At 39.5% G+C, this 21093-nt stretch carries 12 protein-coding genes, 10 tRNA genes, 3 rRNA genes and 1 other annotated feature; of the genes, 7 read left to right on the forward strand and 18 right to left on the reverse strand.

Annotated features, from left to right (window positions below; translation table 11 throughout):
• Window positions 1-113 precede the first annotated feature (113 nt).
• From IGJ76_RS12675 to IGJ76_RS12690, 4 genes are all read left to right on the forward strand, one after another.
• Entirely contained in the window at window positions 114-2048 is a 1935-nt protein-coding gene (locus tag IGJ76_RS12675) for an NAD(P)/FAD-dependent oxidoreductase (RefSeq protein WP_067484452.1), read from the forward strand.
• 99 nt (window positions 2049-2147) lie between these two features.
• Window positions 2148-2558 carry a NusG domain II-containing protein gene (locus tag IGJ76_RS12680; RefSeq protein ID WP_067484449.1) on the forward strand — a complete coding sequence of 137 codons (411 nt, stop codon included), beginning with the start codon at window positions 2148-2150 and terminating at the stop codon, window positions 2556-2558.
• Between the two features lie 11 nt (window positions 2559-2569).
• The gene (locus IGJ76_RS12685) at window positions 2570-3136 is read left to right on the forward strand and encodes a Gx transporter family protein (protein WP_071869254.1); all 567 of its coding nucleotides are present in this window, start codon (window positions 2570-2572) and stop codon (window positions 3134-3136) included.
• 21 nt (window positions 3137-3157) lie between these two features.
• Complete coding sequence (locus IGJ76_RS12690) at window positions 3158-4144, forward strand: polyprenyl synthetase family protein (RefSeq protein WP_218658008.1); 987 nt, start codon at window positions 3158-3160, stop codon at window positions 4142-4144.
• A 64-nt stretch (window positions 4145-4208) separates the two neighbouring features.
• On the opposite strand, the gene gor is transcribed toward IGJ76_RS12690, so the two are convergent.
• From gor to IGJ76_RS12780, 18 genes are all read right to left on the reverse strand, one after another.
• Entirely contained in the window at window positions 4209-5555 is a 1347-nt protein-coding gene (gene gor, locus IGJ76_RS12695; protein WP_311817928.1) for a glutathione-disulfide reductase, read from the reverse strand.
• A gap of 36 nt (window positions 5556-5591) precedes the next feature.
• Window positions 5592-6836 (reverse strand): peptidase U32 family protein, encoded by a 1245-nt coding sequence (locus IGJ76_RS12700; protein ID WP_071869257.1) that lies wholly within the window; start codon window positions 6834-6836, stop codon window positions 5592-5594.
• Window positions 6837-6855: 19 nt separating this feature from the next.
• On the reverse strand, window positions 6856-7779 hold the full coding sequence (locus IGJ76_RS12705) for a peptidase U32 family protein (RefSeq protein ID WP_067484434.1): 924 nt from the start codon (window positions 7777-7779) through the stop codon (window positions 6856-6858).
• A gap of 172 nt (window positions 7780-7951) precedes the next feature.
• Window positions 7952-10438 (reverse strand): ATP-dependent Clp protease ATP-binding subunit, encoded by a 2487-nt coding sequence (locus tag IGJ76_RS12710; RefSeq protein ID WP_430596654.1) that lies wholly within the window; start codon window positions 10436-10438, stop codon window positions 7952-7954.
• Between the two features lie 6 nt (window positions 10439-10444).
• Complete coding sequence (locus IGJ76_RS12715) at window positions 10445-10912, reverse strand: CtsR family transcriptional regulator (RefSeq protein ID WP_067484428.1); 468 nt, start codon at window positions 10910-10912, stop codon at window positions 10445-10447.
• A 146-nt stretch (window positions 10913-11058) separates the two neighbouring features.
• Window positions 11059-11132, reverse strand: a tRNA-Arg gene (locus IGJ76_RS12720).
• Between the two features lie 54 nt (window positions 11133-11186).
• Window positions 11187-11260, reverse strand: a tRNA-Pro gene (locus IGJ76_RS12725).
• Window positions 11261-11277: 17 nt separating this feature from the next.
• Window positions 11278-11351, reverse strand: a tRNA-Arg gene (locus IGJ76_RS12730).
• 11 nt (window positions 11352-11362) lie between these two features.
• Window positions 11363-11448, reverse strand: a tRNA-Leu gene (locus IGJ76_RS12735).
• A 16-nt stretch (window positions 11449-11464) separates the two neighbouring features.
• Window positions 11465-11536, reverse strand: a tRNA-Gly gene (locus IGJ76_RS12740).
• Between the two features lie 10 nt (window positions 11537-11546).
• Window positions 11547-11619: transfer RNA gene (locus IGJ76_RS12745), tRNA-Thr, on the reverse strand.
• Between the two features lie 22 nt (window positions 11620-11641).
• Window positions 11642-11723: transfer RNA gene (locus tag IGJ76_RS12750), tRNA-Leu, on the reverse strand.
• A gap of 7 nt (window positions 11724-11730) precedes the next feature.
• Window positions 11731-11803 (reverse strand) — tRNA-Lys (locus IGJ76_RS12755).
• A gap of 3 nt (window positions 11804-11806) precedes the next feature.
• A tRNA-Val gene (locus IGJ76_RS12760) sits at window positions 11807-11879 on the reverse strand.
• Between the two features lie 13 nt (window positions 11880-11892).
• A 5S ribosomal RNA gene (gene rrf, locus IGJ76_RS12765) occupies window positions 11893-12008 on the reverse strand.
• Between the two features lie 92 nt (window positions 12009-12100).
• Window positions 12101-15014: ribosomal RNA gene (locus IGJ76_RS12770) — 23S ribosomal RNA — on the reverse strand.
• Window positions 15015-15187: 173 nt separating this feature from the next.
• Window positions 15188-15260, reverse strand: a tRNA-Ala gene (locus tag IGJ76_RS12775).
• Window positions 15261-15343: 83 nt separating this feature from the next.
• Window positions 15344-16904 (reverse strand): 16S ribosomal RNA (locus IGJ76_RS12780).
• Together the 16S, 23S and 5S rRNA genes with 10 tRNA genes alongside form the textbook arrangement of a ribosomal RNA operon.
• Before the next feature lie 720 nt (window positions 16905-17624).
• Between IGJ76_RS12780 and IGJ76_RS12785 the strand changes: the two genes are divergently transcribed.
• The 3 genes from IGJ76_RS12785 to serS all read left to right on the forward strand — a co-directional run bounded on the left by IGJ76_RS12785 (window position 17625) and on the right by serS (window position 21069).
• On the forward strand, window positions 17625-18314 hold the full coding sequence (locus tag IGJ76_RS12785) for a response regulator transcription factor (protein ID WP_067483692.1): 690 nt from the start codon (window positions 17625-17627) through the stop codon (window positions 18312-18314).
• Window positions 18301-19491 carry a sensor histidine kinase gene (locus IGJ76_RS12790; RefSeq protein ID WP_067483690.1) on the forward strand — a complete coding sequence of 397 codons (1191 nt, stop codon included), beginning with the start codon at window positions 18301-18303 and terminating at the stop codon, window positions 19489-19491. Before IGJ76_RS12785 ends, IGJ76_RS12790 begins: the two co-directional genes overlap by 14 nt.
• Window positions 19492-19541: 50 nt before the next feature.
• Window positions 19542-19750, forward strand: a binding site (T-box leader).
• Window positions 19751-19797: 47 nt separating this feature from the next.
• Window positions 19798-21069: a serine--tRNA ligase gene (serS, locus tag IGJ76_RS12795; protein WP_067483688.1), complete on the forward strand. Its 1272-nt coding sequence runs from the start codon at window positions 19798-19800 to the stop codon at window positions 21067-21069.
• Window positions 21070-21093: the final 24 nt, after the last annotated feature.

A 21093-nucleotide genomic window follows, 5' to 3' on the forward strand; every position in this document is an offset into this window, starting at 1 on the left:
TTTTGATTAAAAAATGGAAAAGGAGTTAGACAAATTTACATAACGTATATATAATGTAAAATGATTGTGTAATAATTATCAAACTGAAATGTTTACTAAGGAGCGGATTATCAATGACAAAGCAAAACATTGTCGTTGTAGGTGCAGGGTATGCCGGTGTGTCAGCAACAAAATTACTGGCAAAAAAACTTAAAAAAGAAGACGTAACGATCACTTTGATTGATCGCCATTCTTATCACACTATGATGACAGAACTACATGAAGTTGCCGGAGGACGTGTTGAACCAGAAGCCATTCAATATGACTTACAACACTTATTCTCTCGCCAAAAAAATGTGCAATTAGTTACCGATACAGTAATTGGTATCGACAAAGAAAAGAAAATTGTTAAAACAAAACTAGGTACTTATCCATTTGATCAATTGATTTTAGGTATGGGTGGTGAACCAAATGATTTCGGAACTCCTGGAGTGAAGGAACATGGATTCACACTTTGGTCATTTGAAGACTCAGTAAAAATTCGTGAACACATTGAAACAACTGTTGCTAAAGCAGCAATTGAACCAGATGATGCCTTACGAAAAGCAATGCTAACATTCGTTGTCTGTGGTTCTGGATTCACTGGGATTGAAATGATTGGTGAGTTAATCGATTGGAAAGCTCGTTTAGCAAAAGACTATAAATTAGATCCAAACGAAATTACTTTAATGGTTGTTGAAGCAATGCCAACAATTTTAAATATGCTTGATCGTAACGACGCTGCTAAAGCAGAACGTTACTTACAAAAGCACAACGTTGAACTATTGTTAAATTCACCAATCGTTGAAGTGGATGCGGATCACATTAAATTAAAAGACGGACGTCAAATTCCAACACACACATTAATTTGGACTGCTGGTGTCAAAGGTACAACGGATGCTGCTGACTTTGGTCTTGAAACAGCACGTGGCCAACGTCTAGTTGCTAATGAATACATGCAAGCTAAAGGATATGAAGATAAAAACATTTATATCATTGGTGATTTAGTATTCTACGAAGAATTTCCAAATACACCAACTCCTCAAATCGTTCAAGCGGCTGAACAAACAGGTCATACTGCTGCTGCAAACATCGTCGCTTCTATTAAAGGCGGCGAGAAACATAAATTCAAAGGAAATTATCAAGGATTTATGGTTTCAATTGGCGCCAAATGGGGCGTTGCAAACTTATTTGATAAAATTCATTTAAGCGGATTTTTAGCTATCATTATGAAACATATCGTTAACTTAAAATATTTCTTCGATATTCGTTCTGGTTACTATATGTTCCAATACTTGATGCATGAGTTCTTCCACATTAAAGATGATCGTAATGTTGCCCGCGGACATTCTTCACGTTACGGAAATGTTTTGTGGAGTGTTCCTCTTCGTGTTTTCTACGGACTGGTATGGTTTATAGAAGCTGGTAAGAAAATTGTTGGTGATGGTGAAGTACTAAAACCTAGCACTTGGTTTGGTGAAGGTTCATGGTTCCAAGGAAATAGCGTATTCCCTTGGACATGGGAATACAACGTTGCAGATGTTGCAAGTGGCGCATCAGCAGCCGGTGATGCAACAACAGCTGCGAGTGGTGCTGGTGAAGCAACAGCAGAAACAGCTACACAAGCTGCACACTTTGGTTTAAGTTACGCTTATGGCGAACAACCAATGGCAGTTATCGAAAAATCACCAAATTGGTTTACAAAAATCATGCAATTTATTATGCCAAATAATGACGTTGCAATGTTCTTCCAAAAATTCATGGTCTTCTTCGAAATTGCTTTAGCATTAGCATTGATTGCAGGATTATTTACATGGTTATGTAGTGCAACAACAATCGTTCTTGTCATTACTTTCTGTCTATCAGGTATGTTCTATTGGGTAAACATTTGGTTTATCTTTGTAGCATTCGCACTTATGAATGGTTCTGGTCGTGCAATTGGTTTAGATCGTTGGGTTATCCCATGGTTACAACGTACACTAGGTAGTTGGTGGTATGGTAGACCAAAAGCTCGCTACGGCGAAAAATAAAATGATTTTAGAAGAAAGTTCTAGGGGAACCTAGGACTTTCTTTTGTTCCTATGCTAAAATTGGAGCAGTTATTCTGGAACAAGGGGGTCAATTACAGAATGAAAGATTTTATCAAGAAAAGTTTACTCAAACCATGGGATATTTTCATCATTATGCTTTTGATTGTCCTTTCTTTTCTACCAATTATTATTTTTGGGAGTCAACAAAGTCAGTCTGTTGCAGAAAAAGAAGCTGTTTTACGCGTAGATGGAACAGAAATCAAAACGTTTCCTTTAATCAGTGGAAATAAGAGCTATACTTACACATATACAGATGCAGATGGCGACTACAATATTATTGAGATTGCCGGTGATAAAATACGAATGAAAGAAGCAGATTGTGGGGATCAAATTTGTGTTCGTCGTGGATGGGTAACGAAAAACGGCGAGACAATTGTTTGTTTACCTCATAAATTAGTGATTGAAGTTCGATCAACAGACGGGAGTGAGGCAGACAGCTTGATTTACTAGCTGGAAAAATTATGAGCAAACTACAAAAATTAATTTATATCTCCTTACTCGTGGCTCAAGGAGTCATTATTGGTTTATTAGAGAATATGATTCCTTACCCGTTTGCTTTTGCTCCTGGTGCAAAATTAGGATTAGCAAATTTAATTACCATTGTAGCCATTTTTACAATGAAAAAAAGAGATAGTTTCCTCTTGATTTGGTTGCGTTTATTTTTAACAACTTTACTTGGCGGAACGATTTCAACTTTTCTTTATAGTATGAGCGGTGCTTTATTGAGTTACTTTGGAATGCTTTTGATAAAACAATTAGGGCCAAAACGCGTCAGCATTATTGGAATCAGTGCTACAGGTGGTTTTATGCATAATGTAGGTCAATTAGTCACTGCGTCCTTTATTGCTCAATCTTGGACAGTTATGCTGTACCTACCTGTCCTTTCAATTTTTGGCATTTTATCTGGAATCGCAATTGGTATTGCCGCAAATTATTTATTACAGCATGTCCAAACACTTCAACGATTCCAACTGGATTATGAACGGGAAACCAAACAAAAATGGAGCCCAGTGTTTTTAAAAAAATAATCGTTATACGAGGAGTTTTTTATGAATCTACATCCAATGTGGAAAAATTACCCAACTTTAGCTTTAGAACTAGAAGCTACGTTAACCAAAATGGATCAAATCATCAATCTTAAAAATAAACCTGTCGAGCAAGCAATTCGTGAAACAATTCATGCTGGTGGGAAGTTATTACGACCAGCTTATCAATTACTTTTTTCACAATTTGGATCAGAACGTGATCGTGACAAAGCAATTTCGCTTGCTGCGTCAATTGAAATGTTACACACAGCAACACTCATCCACGATGATATCGTTGATGAGTCAGATTTACGCCGTGGAAAGCCCACTTTACGTAATCAATTTGGGAACACCGTTGCCGTATACGCGGGCGATTATTTATTTGTTTGTTGTTTCAAGTTATTATCAGACTACTCAACATCACTTAAAAGTTTACAACTAAACTCAAGAAGTATGGAAAAAGTACTCGATGGTGAACTTGGACAAATGGATGACCGTTATCAATACAATTTATCTGTAAAAGAATATTTAGAAAATATCTCAGGAAAAACCGCTGAACTCTTCCAATTGAGTTGTTTTATTGGTGCCTATGAAAGTGGTACATCTGAATATTTTGCTAAAAAAGCAGGTGAAATTGGCAAAAATATCGGACTTGCTTTTCAAATCATTGATGATATCTTAGATTACACACAAGACAGTGAGGAAATTGGTAAACCGGTTTTGGAAGACATGCGTCAAGGTGTCTACTCACTACCATTGATTTATTCTTTGCAAAAGGAACAGGCTGCCTTACTTCCTTATTTAGAAAAAAGAGGAGATATGACTCTTGAAGACGTCAACACAGTCCGACAATTAGTTCATGAATTTGGTGGTGTTAAACACGCACAACGATTAGCTGCTAAATATACCGATGCTGCTTTGAAAGATATTCAAAAATTACCTCAAACAACTGAACAAACCAAAGAAAATTTATTAACTTTAACACAAACAATTTTGACTAGAACAAATTAAAAACGTTCAAGCAAAAAAATCAATAGTGATTTTTTGCTTGAACGTTTTTTATTTTATGAATTTTCTAGCGCATAGTTACGAATTCTTCTGCACCAGTTGGATGAATAGCCACTGTGTCATCAAAATCTGCTTTTGTTGCACCCATTTTGATGGCAACAGCAAAACCTTGTAACATTTCATCTACACCTACACCAATAGCATGTAGCCCAACGATTTTTTCTTCTTTTCCAACACAAATCAGTTTCATTTCACATTTTTGACGATAGTCACTCAGTGCAAAGTACATTGGAGTAAAACGTGAGCGATAAACTTTGATTTCTTTTTCACCATATTTTTTCAATGCCTCTTCTTCTGTCAAACCAATCGTAGCAATTGGTGGATGTGTAAAGATCACAGTCGGAACTAAGTTATAATCCAAATGTTCATCTTTCTTGTCATTAAATAAACGCTCTGATAACCGGCGTCCAGCAGCAATTGCCACTGGTGTTAGATCGATTTTCCCAATGACGTCACCCACAGCAAAAATATGTTCATCTGTTGTATTTTGATACTTATCAACTTGAACAAAACCTTTTTTTGTAAGGGTTACATTTGTATTTTCTAGTCCAAGATTTTCAGTATTAGGTACACGACCACCTGCAAAAAGCACACAGTCACCCGTTAACGTATTACCGTTCTCAAAAACAACTGTATAGTCTTCTTCATTTTTGATAATCTCAACCGCTGTATGATTAGCAAAAGTCTTCATTCCTGCTGATTGGTATATTTCAATCAGGTTATCTGATAGCATCTTATCAAATGTGCGTAAGGGTCTTTCTTTTCGATATGCCCACATCACTTCACTACCAAACCCTTGCAACACGCCAGAAAGTTCTGCAGCAATATATCCTGCACCTAGTACAACTGTTCGAGCTGGTAACTCAGTTAATTCAAAGAAACCGTTAGAATCAATTGCGTATTCACCACCAGGGATTTTCATTTGACTTGCACGACCACCTGTCGCAATTAAAATTTTAGGTGCTTGGTATTGTTCACCATTTACTTCAACTGTTTGACTATCAATAAATGTTGCATATCCCTTAATTGCATCTACTTGATTACTGTCTAATCCTCGCTGATAAGCTCCATGTAAAAAGTCGATATATTTTTGACGTTTTTCTACTAATTCGGAAAAGTCAACCTTCGTTACATCTGCTTGAATTCCATAGCTTGATGCATCTCGCTCAATTGTTTCTAAAATCGTGCTTGCTTGCCACATCACTTTTTTAGGTACACAACCGACATTTACGCAAGTTCCGCCAAGTTCATTACTTTCAATCAATAAAACTTTCGCGCCATACATACCCGCACGGTTCGCAGAAGCAATCCCGCCGGATCCTCCACCAACCACGATATAATCATAGGTTTTCATTTCGTTCCTCCTAGAAAAGACGAGTTGCCTCGGTCATTATTCTTTCTTTTTACGAATCATATCACCTGGTTTAACTGGTTGCTCAACCGGCATTGTTAAAATCATCATTGGATTTGGTGCACGGTCAATTGATTCGCCGTCCTCATTATACATAACTTCTACCGTTTGATAAAAATGATTGAACCCAGGACCATAAAACTCAATTTCATCCCCAATAGAAAATAAGTTTCTTTGACGAATTGTCGCCATTTTCGTTTCAGTATCATAAGCTAAAACTTCTCCAACGAATTTATAAACAGGGATTTTACGTCGCGCACCAAATAATTGCTCGTTCTCACTCGGCGTATCATAATAAAATCCAGTTGCCAGTTCTCTTTGTGCAACTTTCCACAATTCATCAACCCACTCTTGTTTACATACATAATTTTCTGGATCAGCCATATAACTATCTACCGCAGCTTTATAAACATTTGAAACCGTAGAAACATAATGAATTGATTTCATTCTACCTTCGATTTTAAAGCTGTCTACGCCGTTTTCGATTAGTTCAGGAATATGTTCGATCATTGACATATCTACAGCACTCATTGAAAATTCTTCTTCGATTTCTCCAGAATCTGTTAAACTATTACGTTCTTGACCAAACGGCATATCAAACAAGCCATATTTCCAACGACATGATTGTGAACATCCACCACGGTTTGCATCACGCATCGACATGTGATTAGATAGCGTACAACGACCAGAATACGAAATACACATAGCTCCATGGATGAATGCTTCTATCTCAATGTCCGTATTTTCACGAATAGCTGCAACTTCTTCCATTGATACTTCACGAGCCAAAACAACTCGTTCCAAGCCTTCCTCTTTCCAAAATTCCAAAGTTTCAAAATTGGTAGCAGAAGCTTGTGTTGACAAATGAATTGGTAACCCGGGTGCTTCTGTTGCACAAATTTCAATTAATGCTGGATCAGAGACAATCACAGCAGAAATACCAACATCACGTAAACTACGGAAAAATTCTCCCGCTCCTTCTTCGTTTCCTTCATGCGTAACCATATTTGCAGCTACATAAACTTTTGCTTGATGTTCTTTTGCAAAAGCAACACCTTCAGCCATTTCTTCATAAGTAAAATTACCCGCGCGGCTTCGTAAACCATAAGCATTTCCACCGATATAAACAGCATCAGCACCATAATGAATAGCCGTTTTTAATTTTTCTAATGTTCCAGCCGGAGCTAAGACTTCCGGACGTTTTAATTTCTTTTTGGTTGTCATTTTTCTTTCGTCATACTCCTTATTTGATTGAAGTAGGATCAATATAAAAGAATCCTGTATCCAATTCTCGATTTTCTGGATGTAACTTGCGAACTTTCTCTGTTAATTCGTTTGCTATTCCTTCGTTCCAATTTCCTGCTAAAATATTATTTTTTGCTTCGACAAATAACTTAGCAATTTCAACAAAAGCTTCTCCTGAAGTGAATAAACCATCTAGTTTCCAAGTTTGATAATGATAAGTATTTAATTGTTCCAACTCGTTCATTAAATTCAAATCATTACTTGCAAAAATATGTGTGCCATGACTATCTTCGTAAATCGAATAGTGAGTTTCTTCTTTCTTAGGTTCAGAAATAAAAAGACCTCTTTCACGTCCAACTTCTTCTGTTTGTTGTGTATAGTTATAATAATTTTGTAATAGTGGTCGTTTTGATTGATGGATACAAGTAGCACCGTATACTAAAATTTCTGTTGGAACTGCTAGTGATTCTGCCATTGCTTTCATCTCATCAAAAGGAACTTCTCTCGATAAAACAGCACCAACAGCTCCTTTTTTACTCCAAAAATTAATTTGGCGTGAGCTCGTTACCAGTGTTTCACCATCATAAATAAACGGCAAACGTAATTCTGGATTTTTCTTCATTGTATAAATAATTCCAGTGTCGCCTACCGTAATGACATCTGTTCCAATTTCTTTTAAAAATTGAAGATATTCTGGTACCTTTTTCATTTTTTCTGGATGAATAATACCGTTAACAGCGATATTCGCTTTTTTTCCATATTTATGTGCTAATTCAACTAATTCGCGCTGTTCTTTTCTAGTAAATGAAGCCGGCAAACGTAACCCGAATTGTTCTTCACCAAAATATAAAGTATCAACACCTGCTTTTAGTAATTCTTCTGCTTGGTTAAATGATTCAACAGTAGTTATGATTTCGATCATAGTTACCTCCTTCTACAACCTCATAATAGTAGCATAGGTCTAAAAACTTTCCAATAGTCCGTTATATTTAAAGTTGGATTTTCGAAAATATATTTTGGTTTTCTTAGTTAGAAAGTAAAAAAAATGACACAAAAATCAAAATTGATTTTTGTGTCATTTATCCAATGTAAATTCAGACAGAAACGATTTCCTTTTTAACTTTCGGTTCTCTAACATTCAAAGTGATTTTCCCTTTCGAACCACCAATAGTTACTCGATCACCTAGATGAATCTCCCCACTAAGCAAAGCTTCACTCAATCGATCTTCGACTTCTTTTTGAAGAGCACGACGGATTGGACGAGCGCCATACTCTGGATCAAATCCAGCTTTACCAATGATATCAATTGCAGCTTGGGTAATTTTCACTTCAATATCTTGGTCTGCTAAACGTTTTACAATCGCTTTACTCATAATTTGAACAATTTCACGAATTTCTTCTTTGTTCAGAGAATGGAAGACTACTGTTTCATCAATTCTGTTCAAGAATTCGGGACGAAAGGCTTTCTTTAATTCTTCCAAAATTCTTTTTTGCATTGCTTTATGATCTTTTGTTAAATCTTGAACGTTAAATCCAACATTTTTTTCTTCTCGAATTTGTGTCGCTCCAATGTTCGATGTCATAATTAGAATTGTATTTCTAAAATCAACTTTTCTACCCTTTGAATCCGTCAAATGACCATCATCAAGTACTTGTAATAATAAGTTAAAAACATCTGGATGTGCTTTTTCAACTTCATCTAACAAGATAACTGAATACGGTTTTTGGCGAATTTTTTCTGTTAATTGTCCACCTTCATCATAACCAACATAGCCTGGAGGCGAACCAATCAATCGACTAGTACTATATTTTTCCATAAATTCAGACATATCTACACGAATTAATGATTCTTCACTACCAAACATTACTTCGGATAAAGCTTTTGCAAGTTCTGTTTTTCCAACACCTGTTGGGCCAAGAAACATGAATGAACCAATTGGACGCTGTGGATCTTTCAACCCACTCCTTGCTCGACGAATTGCTCTAGATACTGCTTTAACCGCTTCGTCTTGTCCTACTACTCGTTCATGTAATAATGTTTCTAACTCTAACAAACGGTCGCTTTCTTTTTTCTCCAGTTGTTGTAATGGGACACCTGTCCATTCAGACACAACTGTTGCAACATCTTCATCCGTTACTCGATTAGCGTAACCACTTGTATTTTTTTCTTCTATCAACAAAAGTTTTTCAAGCTTTTGTGTAGCTTTCTTTTCTTGGTTGCGCAAATGAGCTGCAGTTTCAAAATCCTGTTTTTGAATTGCTCTTTCTTTCTCACTAATTAAACGGTCAATCTCAGCTTTAACTACAACTGACTCGCTTACATCACTCGTTTGATCTAATCGAACTTTTGCTGCCGATTCATCAATCAAATCAATTGCTTTATCTGGAAGCTGTCTAGAATTGATGTAGCGAACAGAAAGGGTAACTGCAGCGCGTAAAGCTTCATCAGTAATTGCTACACCATGATGTTCTTCATAACGTGAACGTAACCCACGCAAGATTTCTTCTGCTTCTTCAGCTGAAGGTTCCTCTACCTGAATACGTGCGAAACGTCTTTCTAAAGCAGAATCCTTTTCGATGTACTTTTGGTATTCATCTAAGGTTGTCGCACCAATTGTTTGAAGTTCACCGCGCGCCAATGCCGGTTTTAGAATATTTGATGCATCAATCGCGCCTTCAGCACCACCAGCGCCAATCAATGTATGTAGCTCATCAATAAACAAAATAACTTGGCCATCATTATAAATTTCGTCAATTACTTTCTTCATACGATCTTCAAATTCGCCACGATATTTTGTTCCTGCCACTAAAGAACCCATATCTAGCATCATCAAGCGTTTTGAACGCATTTCTTCAGGTACTTCACCTAAAATAATTTTCTGAGCCAATCCTTCAGCAATGGCTGTTTTACCAACGCCTGGTTCTCCAACAAGAACAGGATTGTTTTTTGTTCGTCGACTTAACACTTGGATTACTCTTTTCACTTCTTTTGAACGACCTACAACAGGGTCTAATTTATTTTCTTTCGCTAATTTAGTTAAATCACGTGCTAACGAATCTAAGGTCGGTGTTCCTTTAACGATCTGACGTTTGTCTTGCGGACTTCTCCGACGACTAGCATTATTTTTAGGTCCTTCATTCATACCCATTTTTCGTTTAAGCATTTGGCGAACAGTAGAAACATCGACCCCTAGATTAATAAGAATGCGTGTAGCCATAATACTCTCATCTTTTAGTAAGCTAGCTAAAATCTGTTCTGTTCCGATTTTTTGAATATTCATTTTTTTTGCTTCGCTATTAGCTAATGCAAAAATTTGTTTCATTCGTGGTGAGTATGGGAGATAAATTCCTTCTGTATACTTATTTACGCCACCATAACCAATTAAATGTTCAATTTCTTCATAAATATCTGTTTCATTTACACCTAATTCACGTAAAACTTTTCCAGCAATTCCATTAGGTTCTAAAACTAAAGCTAACAAAATATGTTCAGAACTAACAGATTGGTGTTTTAATCTTTTTGCTTCATCTTGCGCAATTTCTAAAACTACTTGGGCCCGTTCATTAAAAAGTTCTTCCATCAATCTTCACTTCCCATCTTCATAACTTAACCGTTCTAAAAAAGATCGTAGAATTCTAGCACGAATATGACCTTCTAAGTCACTGTAATTTAGAGTACTTTTTGCAATAGCACTAAGCATTAAGTTTCCTTCTTTTTTTGTAATCATCTTATCTTCATATAGTTTTTGGATAATTGAAAATGAATCTTTTTCACTAATCGTTTCATCGAATAGCTGATTAATTTGGTCCAACATATGTCTCTTATCAGAAATTCGAACTTTTGCAATTCTAATATAGCCTCCACCGCCGCGTTTACTTTCTACTAAATAACCGCGTTGGATAGTAAAACGAGTATTTATAACATAATTTATTTGCGAAGGAACGCAGTTAAAGAGGTCTGCCATTTCAATCCTTCGAATCTCAATCATTTCATTTTCTTCTAGAATTTTTTTTATATATGACTCAATTAAATCCGAGGTATTTTGATGTGCCATCTTCTTCATTCCCTTTGACTAATATTGACCTTAATTATAGCTAATTTAAACTAAGAATGAAAGGAGAATGCCTTTAGTTAATAAAAGTTTCAATAAAATACTATTTTAGAACAAAAAAAAATACGGAATAGATTATTCCGTATTAACGCGCCCAAGAGGAGTCGAACCCCTAACCTTTTGATCCGTAGTCAAACACTCTATCCAGTTGAGCTATGGGCGCATATTCAATTCACAAAAATTATAAAACAAATTTAATAAAAAATCAATAAAAAAATCGGGAAGACAGGATTCGAACCTGCGACCCCTTGGTCCCAAACCAAGTGCTCTACCAAGCTGAGCTACTTCCCGAAAAAATAAAAAGACTACGCGCCCAAGAGGAGTCGAACCCCTAACCTTTTGATCCGTAGTCAAACACTCTATCCAGTTGAGCTATGGGCGCATATGTGTTAATGCCGAGGACCGGAATCGAACCGGTACGGTGATCACTCACCGCAGGATTTTAAGTCCTGTGCGTCTGCCAGTTCCGCCACCCCGGCGTTTTGATAATGGCAAAGCGGAAAACGGGGTTCGAACCCGCGACCCCCACCTTGGCAAGGTGGTGCTCTACCACTGAGCTATTTCCGCATAAACTTGATGCCGGCTAAAGGATTTGAACCCTCGACCCTCTGATTACAAATCAGATGCTCTACCAACTGAGCTAAGCCGGCTTGAATAGTTATATTCATATAATGCGGGTGAAGGGACTTGAACCCCCACGCCGTAAGGCGCTAGATCCTAAATCTAGTGCGTCTGCCAATTCCGCCACACCCGCAAAAATATGAGCCGTACAGGGCTCGAACCTGTGACCCTCTGATTAAAAGTCAGATGCTCTACCAACTGAGCTAACGGCTCATATGGAGGTTAACGGGTTCGAACCGCTGACCCTCTGCTTGTAAGGCAGATGCTCTCCCAGCTGAGCTAAACCTCCATTGATAACTTAAGCGTGGCGACGTCCTACTCTCACAAGGGGCAACCCCTCACTACAATCGGCGCTAAGAAGCTTAACTTCTGTGTTCGGCATGGTTACAGGTGTATCCTTCTCGCTATCGCCACCACACTGTGGTGTTATCTTATTGAGTTTGCTTTTGCTCACTCAAAACTGGATTTGAAGTAATCTCAACTCTACCGAGTTTTTTTCTTTTACCATTCTTGGTTAAGTCCTCGATCGATTAGTATCAGTCCGCTCCATACATCACTGTACTTCCACTTCTGACCTATCTACCTGATCATCTCTCAGGGATCTTACTTTCTTAAAGAAATGGGAAATCTCATCTTGAGGTGGGCTTCACACTTAGATGCTTTCAGCGTTTATCCCTTCCCTACATAGCTACCCAGCAATGCCCTTGGCAGAACAACTGGTACACCAGCGGTAAGTCCATCCCGGTCCTCTCGTACTAAGGACAGCTCCTCTCAAATTTCCAACGCCCGCGACGGATAGGGACCGAACTGTCTCACGACGTTCTGAACCCAGCTCGCGTGCCGCTTTAATGGGCGAACAGCCCAACCCTTGGGACCGACTACAGCCCCAGGATGCGACGAGCCGACATCGAGGTGCCAAACCTCCCCGTCGATGTGGACTCTTGGGGGAGATAAGCCTGTTATCCCCAGGGTAGCTTTTATCCGTTGAGCGATGGCCCTTCCATGCGGAACCACCGGATCACTAAGCCCGACTTTCGTCCCTGCTCGACTTGTTGGTCTCGCAGTCAAGCTCCCTTCTGCCTTTACACTCTTCGAATGATTTCCAACCATTCTGAGGGAACCTTTGGGCGCCTCCGTTACCTTTTAGGAGGCGACCGCCCCAGTCAAACTGCCCATCTGACACTGTCTCCCACCACGATTAGTGGTGCGGGTTAGAGTGGCCATAACGCAGGGGTAGTATCCCACCAGCGCCTCCATCGAAACTAGCGTTCCGATTTCTACGGCTCCTACCTATCCTGTACATGCGGTACAGACACTCAATATCAAACTACAGTAAAGCTCCATGGGGTCTTTCCGTCCTGTCGCGGGTAACCTGCATCTTCACAGGTACTAAAATTTCACCGAGTCTCTCGTTGAGACAGTGCCCAAATCGTTACGCCTTTCGTGCGGGTCGGAACTTACCCGACAAGGAATTTCGCTACCTTAGGACCGTTATAGTTACGGCCGCCGTTTACTGGGGCTTCAATTCGTACCTTCGCTTACGCTAAGCACTCCTCTTAACCTTCCAGCACCGGGCAGGCGTCAGCCCCTATACTTCATCTTACGATTTTGCAGAGACCTGTGTTTTTGATAAACAGTCGCTTGGGCCTATTCACTGCGGCTGATCTGACGATCAGCACCCCTTCTCCCGAAGTTACGGGGTCATTTTGCCGAGTTCCTTAACGAGAGTTCTCTCGCTCACCTTAGGATTCTCTCCTCGACTACCTGTGTCGGTTTGCGGTACGGGCCGTTGTTTTCTCACTAGAAGCTTTTCTTGGCAGTGTGACATCAGGAACTTCGGTACTATTATTTCCCTCCCCATCACAGCTTGTCCTTAAAAGATTAAGCATTTGACTCAACCTAAGACTTACTGCTTGGACAGACATTTCCAATCGTCTGCATTCCTTAGCCTCCTGCGTCCCTCCATTGCTCAAACAAAAACAACGGGTACAGGAATATCAACCTGTTATCCATCGCCTACGCCTTTCGGCCTCGGCTTAGGTCCCGACTAACCCTGGGCGGACGAGCCTTCCCCAGGAAACCTTAGTCATTCGGTGGACAGGATTCTCACCTGTCTTTCGCTACTCATACCGGCATTCTCACTTCTAAGCGCTCCAGCAGTCCTCACGATCTACCTTCAACGCCCTTAGAACGCTCTCCTACCATAACACCATAGGTGTTATCCACAGCTTCGGTAATATGTTTAGCCCCGGTACATTTTCGGCGCAGGGTCACTCGACTAGTGAGCTATTACGCACTCTTTAAATGGTGGCTGCTTCTGAGCCAACATCCTAGTTGTCTGTGCAACCCCACATCCTTTTCCACTTAACATATATTTTGGGACCTTAGCTGGTGGTCTGGGCTGTTTCCCTTTCGACTATGGATCTTATCACTCACAGTCTGACTCCCGGATATGAATGAATGGCATTCGGAGTTTATCTGAATTCGGTAACCCGAGATGGGCCCCTAGTCCAAACAGTGCTCTACCTCCATCATTCTCAATTCCGAGGCTAGCCCTAAAGCTATTTCGGAGAGAACCAGCTATCTCCAAGTTCGTTTGGAATTTCTCCGCTACCCACACCTCATCCCCGCACTTTTCAACGTACGTGGGTTCGGTCCTCCAGTGCGTTTTACCGCACCTTCAACCTGGACATGGGTAGATCACATGGTTTCGGGTCTACGACTACATACTCAAACGCCCTATTCAGACTCGCTTTCGCTACGGCTCCGTCTCTTCGACTTAACCTCGCATGCAATCGTAACTCGCCGGTTCATTCTACAAAAGGCACGCCATCACCCATTAACGGGCTTTGACTTGTTGTAGGCACACGGTTTCAGGTTCTATTTCACTCCCCTTCCGGGGTGCTTTTCACCTTTCCCTCACGGTACTGGTTCACTATCGGTCACTAGGGAGTATTTAGCCTTGGGAGATGGTCCTCCCGGATTCCGACGGAATTCCTCGTGTTCCGCCGTACTCAGGATCCTCCTAGGTGTCTTCCAAATTTCATCTACGGGGTTTTTACCCTCTTTGACTGACTTTTCCAAGTCATTCGATTATCTGAAAAAACTACCATATCGGAGTCCTACAACCCCAACAAGCAAGCTTGTTGGTTTGGGCTTTTCCCGTTTCGCTCGCCGCTACTCAGGGAATCGAATTTTCTTTCTCTTCCTGCAGGTACTTAGATGTTTCAGTTCTCTGCGTCTACCTCAAATATGCTATGTATTCACATATTTGTAACATCCTATAAAAGATGCTGGGTTCCCCCATTCGGAAATCTCTGGATCATAGCTTACGTACAGCTCCCCAAAGCATATCGGTGTTAGTCCCGTCCTTCATCGGCTCCTAGTGCCAAGGCATCCACCGTGCGCCCTTATTCACTTAACCTTATCAACCTTACGGTTGGGTTTTGACATCATTTCTAGCGATAGAAACTAGTCAAGAAAAATAAGCAATTGAACTTATTAAAAAACTCATTCAACGCGGTGTTCTCGGTTTGTTTTGATCTTACTTCAAATATCCAGTTTTCAATGAACAAAGTTAACAACAAATGTTGTTAATGGAGCCTAGCGGGATCGAACCGCTGACCTCCTGCGTGCAAAGCAGGCGCTCTCCCAGCTGAGCTAAGGCCCCGTATTTAAATGAAGAGAGTAAACCTCTCAAAACTGAACAAAGTAATGATGACAAACGTGTGTAGTCTCCGTAATATTCCTTAGAAAGGAGGTGATCCAGCCGCACCTTCCGATACGGCTACCTTGTTACGACTTCACCCCAATCATCTATCCCACCTTAGGCGGCTGGCTCCAAAAAGGTTACCTCACCGACTTCGGGTGTTACAAACTTTCGTGGTGTGACGGGCGGTGTGTACAAGGCCCGGGAACGTATTCACCGCGGCGTGCTGATCCGCGATTACTAGCGATTCCGGCTTCATGTAGGCGAGTTGCAGCCTACAATCCGAACTGAGAGAAGCTTTAAGAGATTAGCTTAGCCTCGCGACTTCGCGACTCGTTGTACTTCCCATTGTAGCACGTGTGTAGCCCAGGTCATAAGGGGCATGATGATTTGACGTCATCCCCACCTTCCTCCGGTTTGTCACCGGCAGTCTTGCTAGAGTGCCCAACTAAATGATGGCAACTAACAATAAGGGTTGCGCTCGTTGCGGGACTTAACCCAACATCTCACGACACGAGCTGACGACAACCATGCACCACCTGTCACTTTGCCCCCGAAGGGGAAGCTCTATCTCTAGAGTGGTCAAAGGATGTCAAGACCTGGTAAGGTTCTTCGCGTTGCTTCGAATTAAACCACATGCTCCACCGCTTGTGCGGGCCCCCGTCAATTCCTTTGAGTTTCAACCTTGCGGTCGTACTCCCCAGGCGGAGTGCTTAATGCGTTAGCTGCAGCACTGAAGGGCGGAAACCCTCCAACACTTAGCACTCATCGTTTACGGCGTGGACTACCAGGGTATCTAATCCTGTTTGCTCCCCACGCTTTCGAGCCTCAGCGTCAGTTACAGACCAGAGAGTCGCCTTCGCCACTGGTGTTCCTCCATATATCTACGCATTTCACCGCTACACATGGAATTCCACTCTCCTCTTCTGCACTCAAGTCTCCCAGTTTCCAATGACCCTCCCCGGTTGAGCCGGGGGCTTTCACATCAGACTTAAGAAACCGCCTGCGCTCGCTTTACGCCCAATAAATCCGGACAACGCTTGCCACCTACGTATTACCGCGGCTGCTGGCACGTAGTTAGCCGTGGCTTTCTGGTTAGATACCGTCAAGGGATGAACAGTTACTCTCACCCTTGTTCTTCTCTAACAACAGAGTTTTACGATCCGAAAACCTTCTTCACTCACGCGGCGTTGCTCGGTCAGACTTTCGTCCATTGCCGAAGATTCCCTACTGCTGCCTCCCGTAGGAGTTTGGGCCGTGTCTCAGTCCCAATGTGGCCGATCACCCTCTCAGGTCGGCTATGCATCGTGGCCTTGGTGAGCCGTTACCTCACCAACTAGCTAATGCACCGCGGGTCCATCCATCAGCGACACCCGAAAGCGCCTTTCAAATCAAAACCATGCGGTTTCGATTGTTATACGGTATTAGCACCTGTTTCCAAGTGTTATCCCCTTCTGATGGGCAGGTTACCCACGTGTTACTCACCCGTTCGCCACTCCTTTTCTTTCGGTGGAGCAAGCTCCGGTGAAAGAAAAAGCGTACGACTTGCATGTATTAGGCACGCCGCCAGCGTTCGTCCTGAGCCAGGATCAAACTCTCATAATAAAAGTTAGAACAATCTTGCGATTGTTAAGCTCAATTTGTTTGCTAGCATATTGCTTGCTGTTTAAAAATGTTTGTTGTCTTGAATTGAATCAAGACGCCCTACACATTTGGTTTGTCTTACTTTGTTCAGTTTTCAAAGGTCTACTTGAATCGCCGTAGCAACTTTTATATTATATCAGAGTGACGTTTGAGTGTCAACTCTTTTTAAAAAAAGTTTTTTTGATTTCGTTCGAGAAATCTTTCAGCAACCCATTTATCATATCGCATCGTTTGTTATTTGTCAAGAACTTTTTCGAAGTTTTTCTTGATGAAATCAAGCTTCATAAGCAGTTCTTTTTAAACGACTCAGTTATCTTATCATGCCATAATGGACATGTCAACAACTTATTTAACGACTAATCAACAAAATTTTAATTGCTCTTGTTGAACAAATAATAATATACCAACTTAAAATTCTAAAGTCAATAATAAAAATGCTGTTTTAACAACATTTATAACAAGTTCGATCATTATTTAATTCTGCTTTAAAATCATTCGCTTTTTACACTATTTTCGCTTAATTTTATATTACATCTGTAATAATTGTTCAGTTTTTTTCTATTATGTTTGATTTACAGTGATTTCTTCTAAATTTTTTGTTAACAAAGTGTTGCTTTTATCTATTTCTGCTTTTTTTTGCTAAAATAATGGTAAACACACTTATTCTGGAGGATTCATTATATGAAAATTTTAATTGCAGATGACGACAAAGAAATTGTAGAGTTATTAAGTATCTATGTACACAATGAAGGTTACGAGGCAGTAAAAGCTTATGACGGAAAAGAGGCACTATCAAAAATTAGAACTATTCCCGATATTGAATTGCTTATTTTAGATATCATGATGCCTGAAATGGATGGTATGCAAGTTGTAAAAGAATTACGAAAAGAATCTCAAATTCCAATTATTATGTTAACAGCAAAAACAACTGATATGGATAAAATCAAAGGGTTAGTTGCTGGTGCAGATGACTACGTAACCAAACCATTTAATCCATTGGAAGTTATGGCGCGTGTAAAATCTTTATTACGTCGTACAAAAATGCAAATAACTGCTGAACAACCGGATGTATTAGAAGTAAATTCATTAATAATCAACAAAGACTCCCATGAAGTAAAAACAATTGACGGGAAAGAAATCCAATTAACTGCTTTAGAATTTGGCATTTTATATCTTTTAGCTAGTCACCCAAATCGTGTCTTTAGTGCGGATGAAATTTTTGAACGTGTTTGGAAACAAGAAAGTATTGTCTCTGCAAAAACAGTTATGGTTCACGTGAGCCATTTACGAGATAAGATTGAAGAAGCTACAGGTGGAGAAAAAGTAATTCAAACTGTTTGGGGGGTTGGATATAAAATTGACGCAAGATAAGAGCGTGGGAAAAGAGAAACGACGGCGTATCATTTTAACTTCCAAAGAAATCAGTGAACTTTTAGCAGAAGGAATTATCACAGTTATTCTTTTACTTCTATTAAATGTCGCTATTTTAGTAGTAATTAGTTCTGTCATCAACAGCTCTCCTTCTCTCACAAATGCAATTTGGGATTCAAAAAATATTTTTGCCCAGCGACTTGGCTCTGATCTTTTTTGGAATGGTAGGAATTTTATTATTCCGCTTTTCTTACTATTAGATGTAGCAGTTTTATATTGGCGCTTGATTCGGCGTTATCGACAAATGCAATTACGTCACATTATCAGTGAGCTACATTTCATTGCTAATGGTAATTATGATCATCGAATCCCTTTTGAACTTAGTGGCGATCTTAGTAGAGTTGTTACTAGTATCAATGGCTTAGTAGATAGTACGGTTGCTGCTATTGAGGATGAGAGAAAAATTGAAAAATCAAAAGACGAACTGATTACAAACGTGAGCCATGACATTCGTACACCCTTAACATCCATTATTGGTTACTTAGGTCTGATTGAAGATGGACAATATCATTCTCAAGAAGATCTTTTGAAGTACACACATACTGCTTATGTAAAGGCAAAACAAATGAAATCCTTAGTTGAAGACCTTTTTGAATATACAAAAGTGCGACAGCCAGCAGTGCCTGTTAACTTTTCAGCATTTGATTTGATTCAATTAATCGAGCAGCTTGCTGCTGACTTTGAGTTGGAAGCTGCCAAAAAAAATATTCAAATACTTGTTCAATCTAAAGAGTCTTCACTGATTATGGATGGGGATACAGAAAAATTGGTCCGCGTCTTTAATAATTTAATTACAAATGCCCTGAAGTACGGTAAAGGAGCTACAAATATTATCATTGAAGTCGAACGTGTCGGAACAGAAGTTGTAGCAGTCGTTAAAAATAATGGGGCAATGATTCCAAAACAATCTCTTGATAATTTATTTGATCGTTTTTATCGTGTGGAAGAATCTCGATCACAAGCAACTGGCGGAACAGGACTTGGGCTAGCAATTGCTCAAAGTATTGTTGCATTACACGGTGGGTACATTTATGCAAAATCAGATCAAAGTTGGACTTCATTTATTATGCACCTACCTTTGAAAAAAAATAGTAAACTTCCTCAAGATGAAAAATAATCAGTTGACGAATATCTCATTTTTCGATATTCTTAAGTCAATTAGTGAATACTAAACACAGAACCCAGTACATTTTATTTTTTAACAGAGAGCTGATGGTCGCTGCAAATCAGCAAAAAATAATTTGGAAGTTCCAGTTCTATGATGTGTGCTTTTTGAAATAAGAAAAGCCGGTTAACAGCCGTTATCTGTAAACAAGAGCAGCAATTAAAGCTGAACTCGGGTGGTACCGCGAATACAAAACTATTTCGTCCCAAGATTTTTGGGAAGGAATAGTTTTTTTATTTATAAAGGAGGAATTAATTAATGTTAGATGTAAAAATGATGCGTCAGAACTTTGACTCAGTCCAAGAAAAATTAATGACACGTGGCGTAAAAAAAGAAACTTTGGCTGAATTTATGGAATTAGATGAAAGTCGTCGTAATTTGCTTGTAAAAAGTGAGGAATTAAAAAAATATCGAAATGATGTTTCTGCAGAAATTGCACAACTAAAACGTAATAAAGAAGATGCTTCTGCAAAAATTTCAGAAATGAAAGAAGTTGGTGGCAACATCAAAGCCTTAGATACAGAAATTGCTGATGTTGATGAAAAACTTACTCAGATTGCTACTACTTTACCAAACTTGCCTAATGACTCAGTACCAATTGGAAAAGATGAAGACGATAACGTAGAAGTTCGTCGTTGGAGCAATCCCCGAAACTTTTCTTTTGAACCTAAACCACACTGGGAAATCGCAGAAAATCTTGATATTTTAGATTTTGAACGTGGCGCAAAAGTTTCAGGAAGCCGTTTTGTTTATTATAAAGGATTAGGTGCACGCCTAGAACGCGCCGTGTATAATTTTATGCTTGATCAACATATTTATGAACATGGTTATACTGAAATGATTACTCCTTACATTGTTAACAGTCGTGCAATGTTCGGGACAGGTCAATTTCCAAAATTTAAAGAAGATGTGTTCCAATTAGAAAATACCGATTTAACATTGATTCCTACTGCAGAGGTTCCTTTAACCAACTATTATAATGACGAAATTTTAGATGGAAAAGATTTACCAATTCGCTTTACCGCTCTTAGCCCTGCTTTCCGTTCAGAAGCTGGTAGTGCTGGTAGAGATACTCGTGGTCTGATTCGTTTGCACCAATTTAACAAAGTTGAAATGGTTAAATTTTCTGATGCTGAACATTCTTATGAAGAACTAGAAAAAATGACTAATGATGCTGAAGATATTTTGCAAAAATTAAACTTACCTTATCGTGTCGTTGCTTTGTCAACAGGTGACATGGGCTTCTCTGCTGCTAAAACGTATGATTTAGAGGTTTGGATTCCCGCGCAAGATACTTTCCGTGAAATTAGTTCATGTTCAAACTGTGAAGATTTCCAAGCACGTCGAGCAATGATTCGCTACCGTGATGAAGATGGAAAAATTCATTACACTCATACATTGAATGGATCTGGTTTAGCTGTTGGCCGTACAGTTGCAGCTATCTTAGAAAACTACCAAAATGAAGATGGCTCAGTAACTATTCCTGAAGCTTTAGTGCCATATATGGGTAATTTAAGAGTAATCAACTAAATTTACTTTCTAAAACAAAAAACT

Origin of the sequence: Enterococcus sp. DIV0175 (assembly GCF_050529075.1) — a bacterium.
In the GTDB taxonomy this organism is placed as follows: Bacteria; Bacillota; Bacilli; order Lactobacillales; family Enterococcaceae; genus Enterococcus_B; species Enterococcus_B thailandicus.

Bases quoted from the DNA above. Each gene is read 5' to 3' on its own strand.
- IGJ76_RS12715 (WP_067484428.1), bottom strand. From the start codon at position 10,912: ATGGCACATCAAAATACCTCGGATTTAATTGAGTCATATATAAAAAAA.
- gor (WP_311817928.1), bottom strand. From the start codon at position 5,555: ATGAAAACCTATGATTATATCGTGGTTGGTGGAGGATCCGGCGGGATT.
- serS (WP_067483688.1), top strand. From the start codon at position 19,798: ATGTTAGATGTAAAAATGATGCGTCAGAACTTTGACTCAGTCCAAGAA.
- IGJ76_RS12680 (WP_067484449.1), top strand. From the start codon at position 2,148: ATGAAAGATTTTATCAAGAAAAGTTTACTCAAACCATGGGATATTTTC.
- IGJ76_RS12690 (WP_218658008.1), top strand. From the start codon at position 3,158: ATGAATCTACATCCAATGTGGAAAAATTACCCAACTTTAGCTTTAGAA.
- IGJ76_RS12785 (WP_067483692.1), top strand. From the start codon at position 17,625: ATGAAAATTTTAATTGCAGATGACGACAAAGAAATTGTAGAGTTATTA.
- IGJ76_RS12700 (WP_071869257.1), bottom strand. From the start codon at position 6,836: ATGACAACCAAAAAGAAATTAAAACGTCCGGAAGTCTTAGCTCCGGCT.
- IGJ76_RS12675 (WP_067484452.1), top strand. From the start codon at position 114: ATGACAAAGCAAAACATTGTCGTTGTAGGTGCAGGGTATGCCGGTGTG.
- IGJ76_RS12705 (WP_067484434.1), bottom strand. From the start codon at position 7,779: ATGATCGAAATCATAACTACTGTTGAATCATTTAACCAAGCAGAAGAA.
- IGJ76_RS12685 (WP_071869254.1), top strand. From the start codon at position 2,570: ATGAGCAAACTACAAAAATTAATTTATATCTCCTTACTCGTGGCTCAA.
- IGJ76_RS12710 (WP_430596654.1), bottom strand. From the start codon at position 10,438: ATGGAAGAACTTTTTAATGAACGGGCCCAAGTAGTTTTAGAAATTGCG.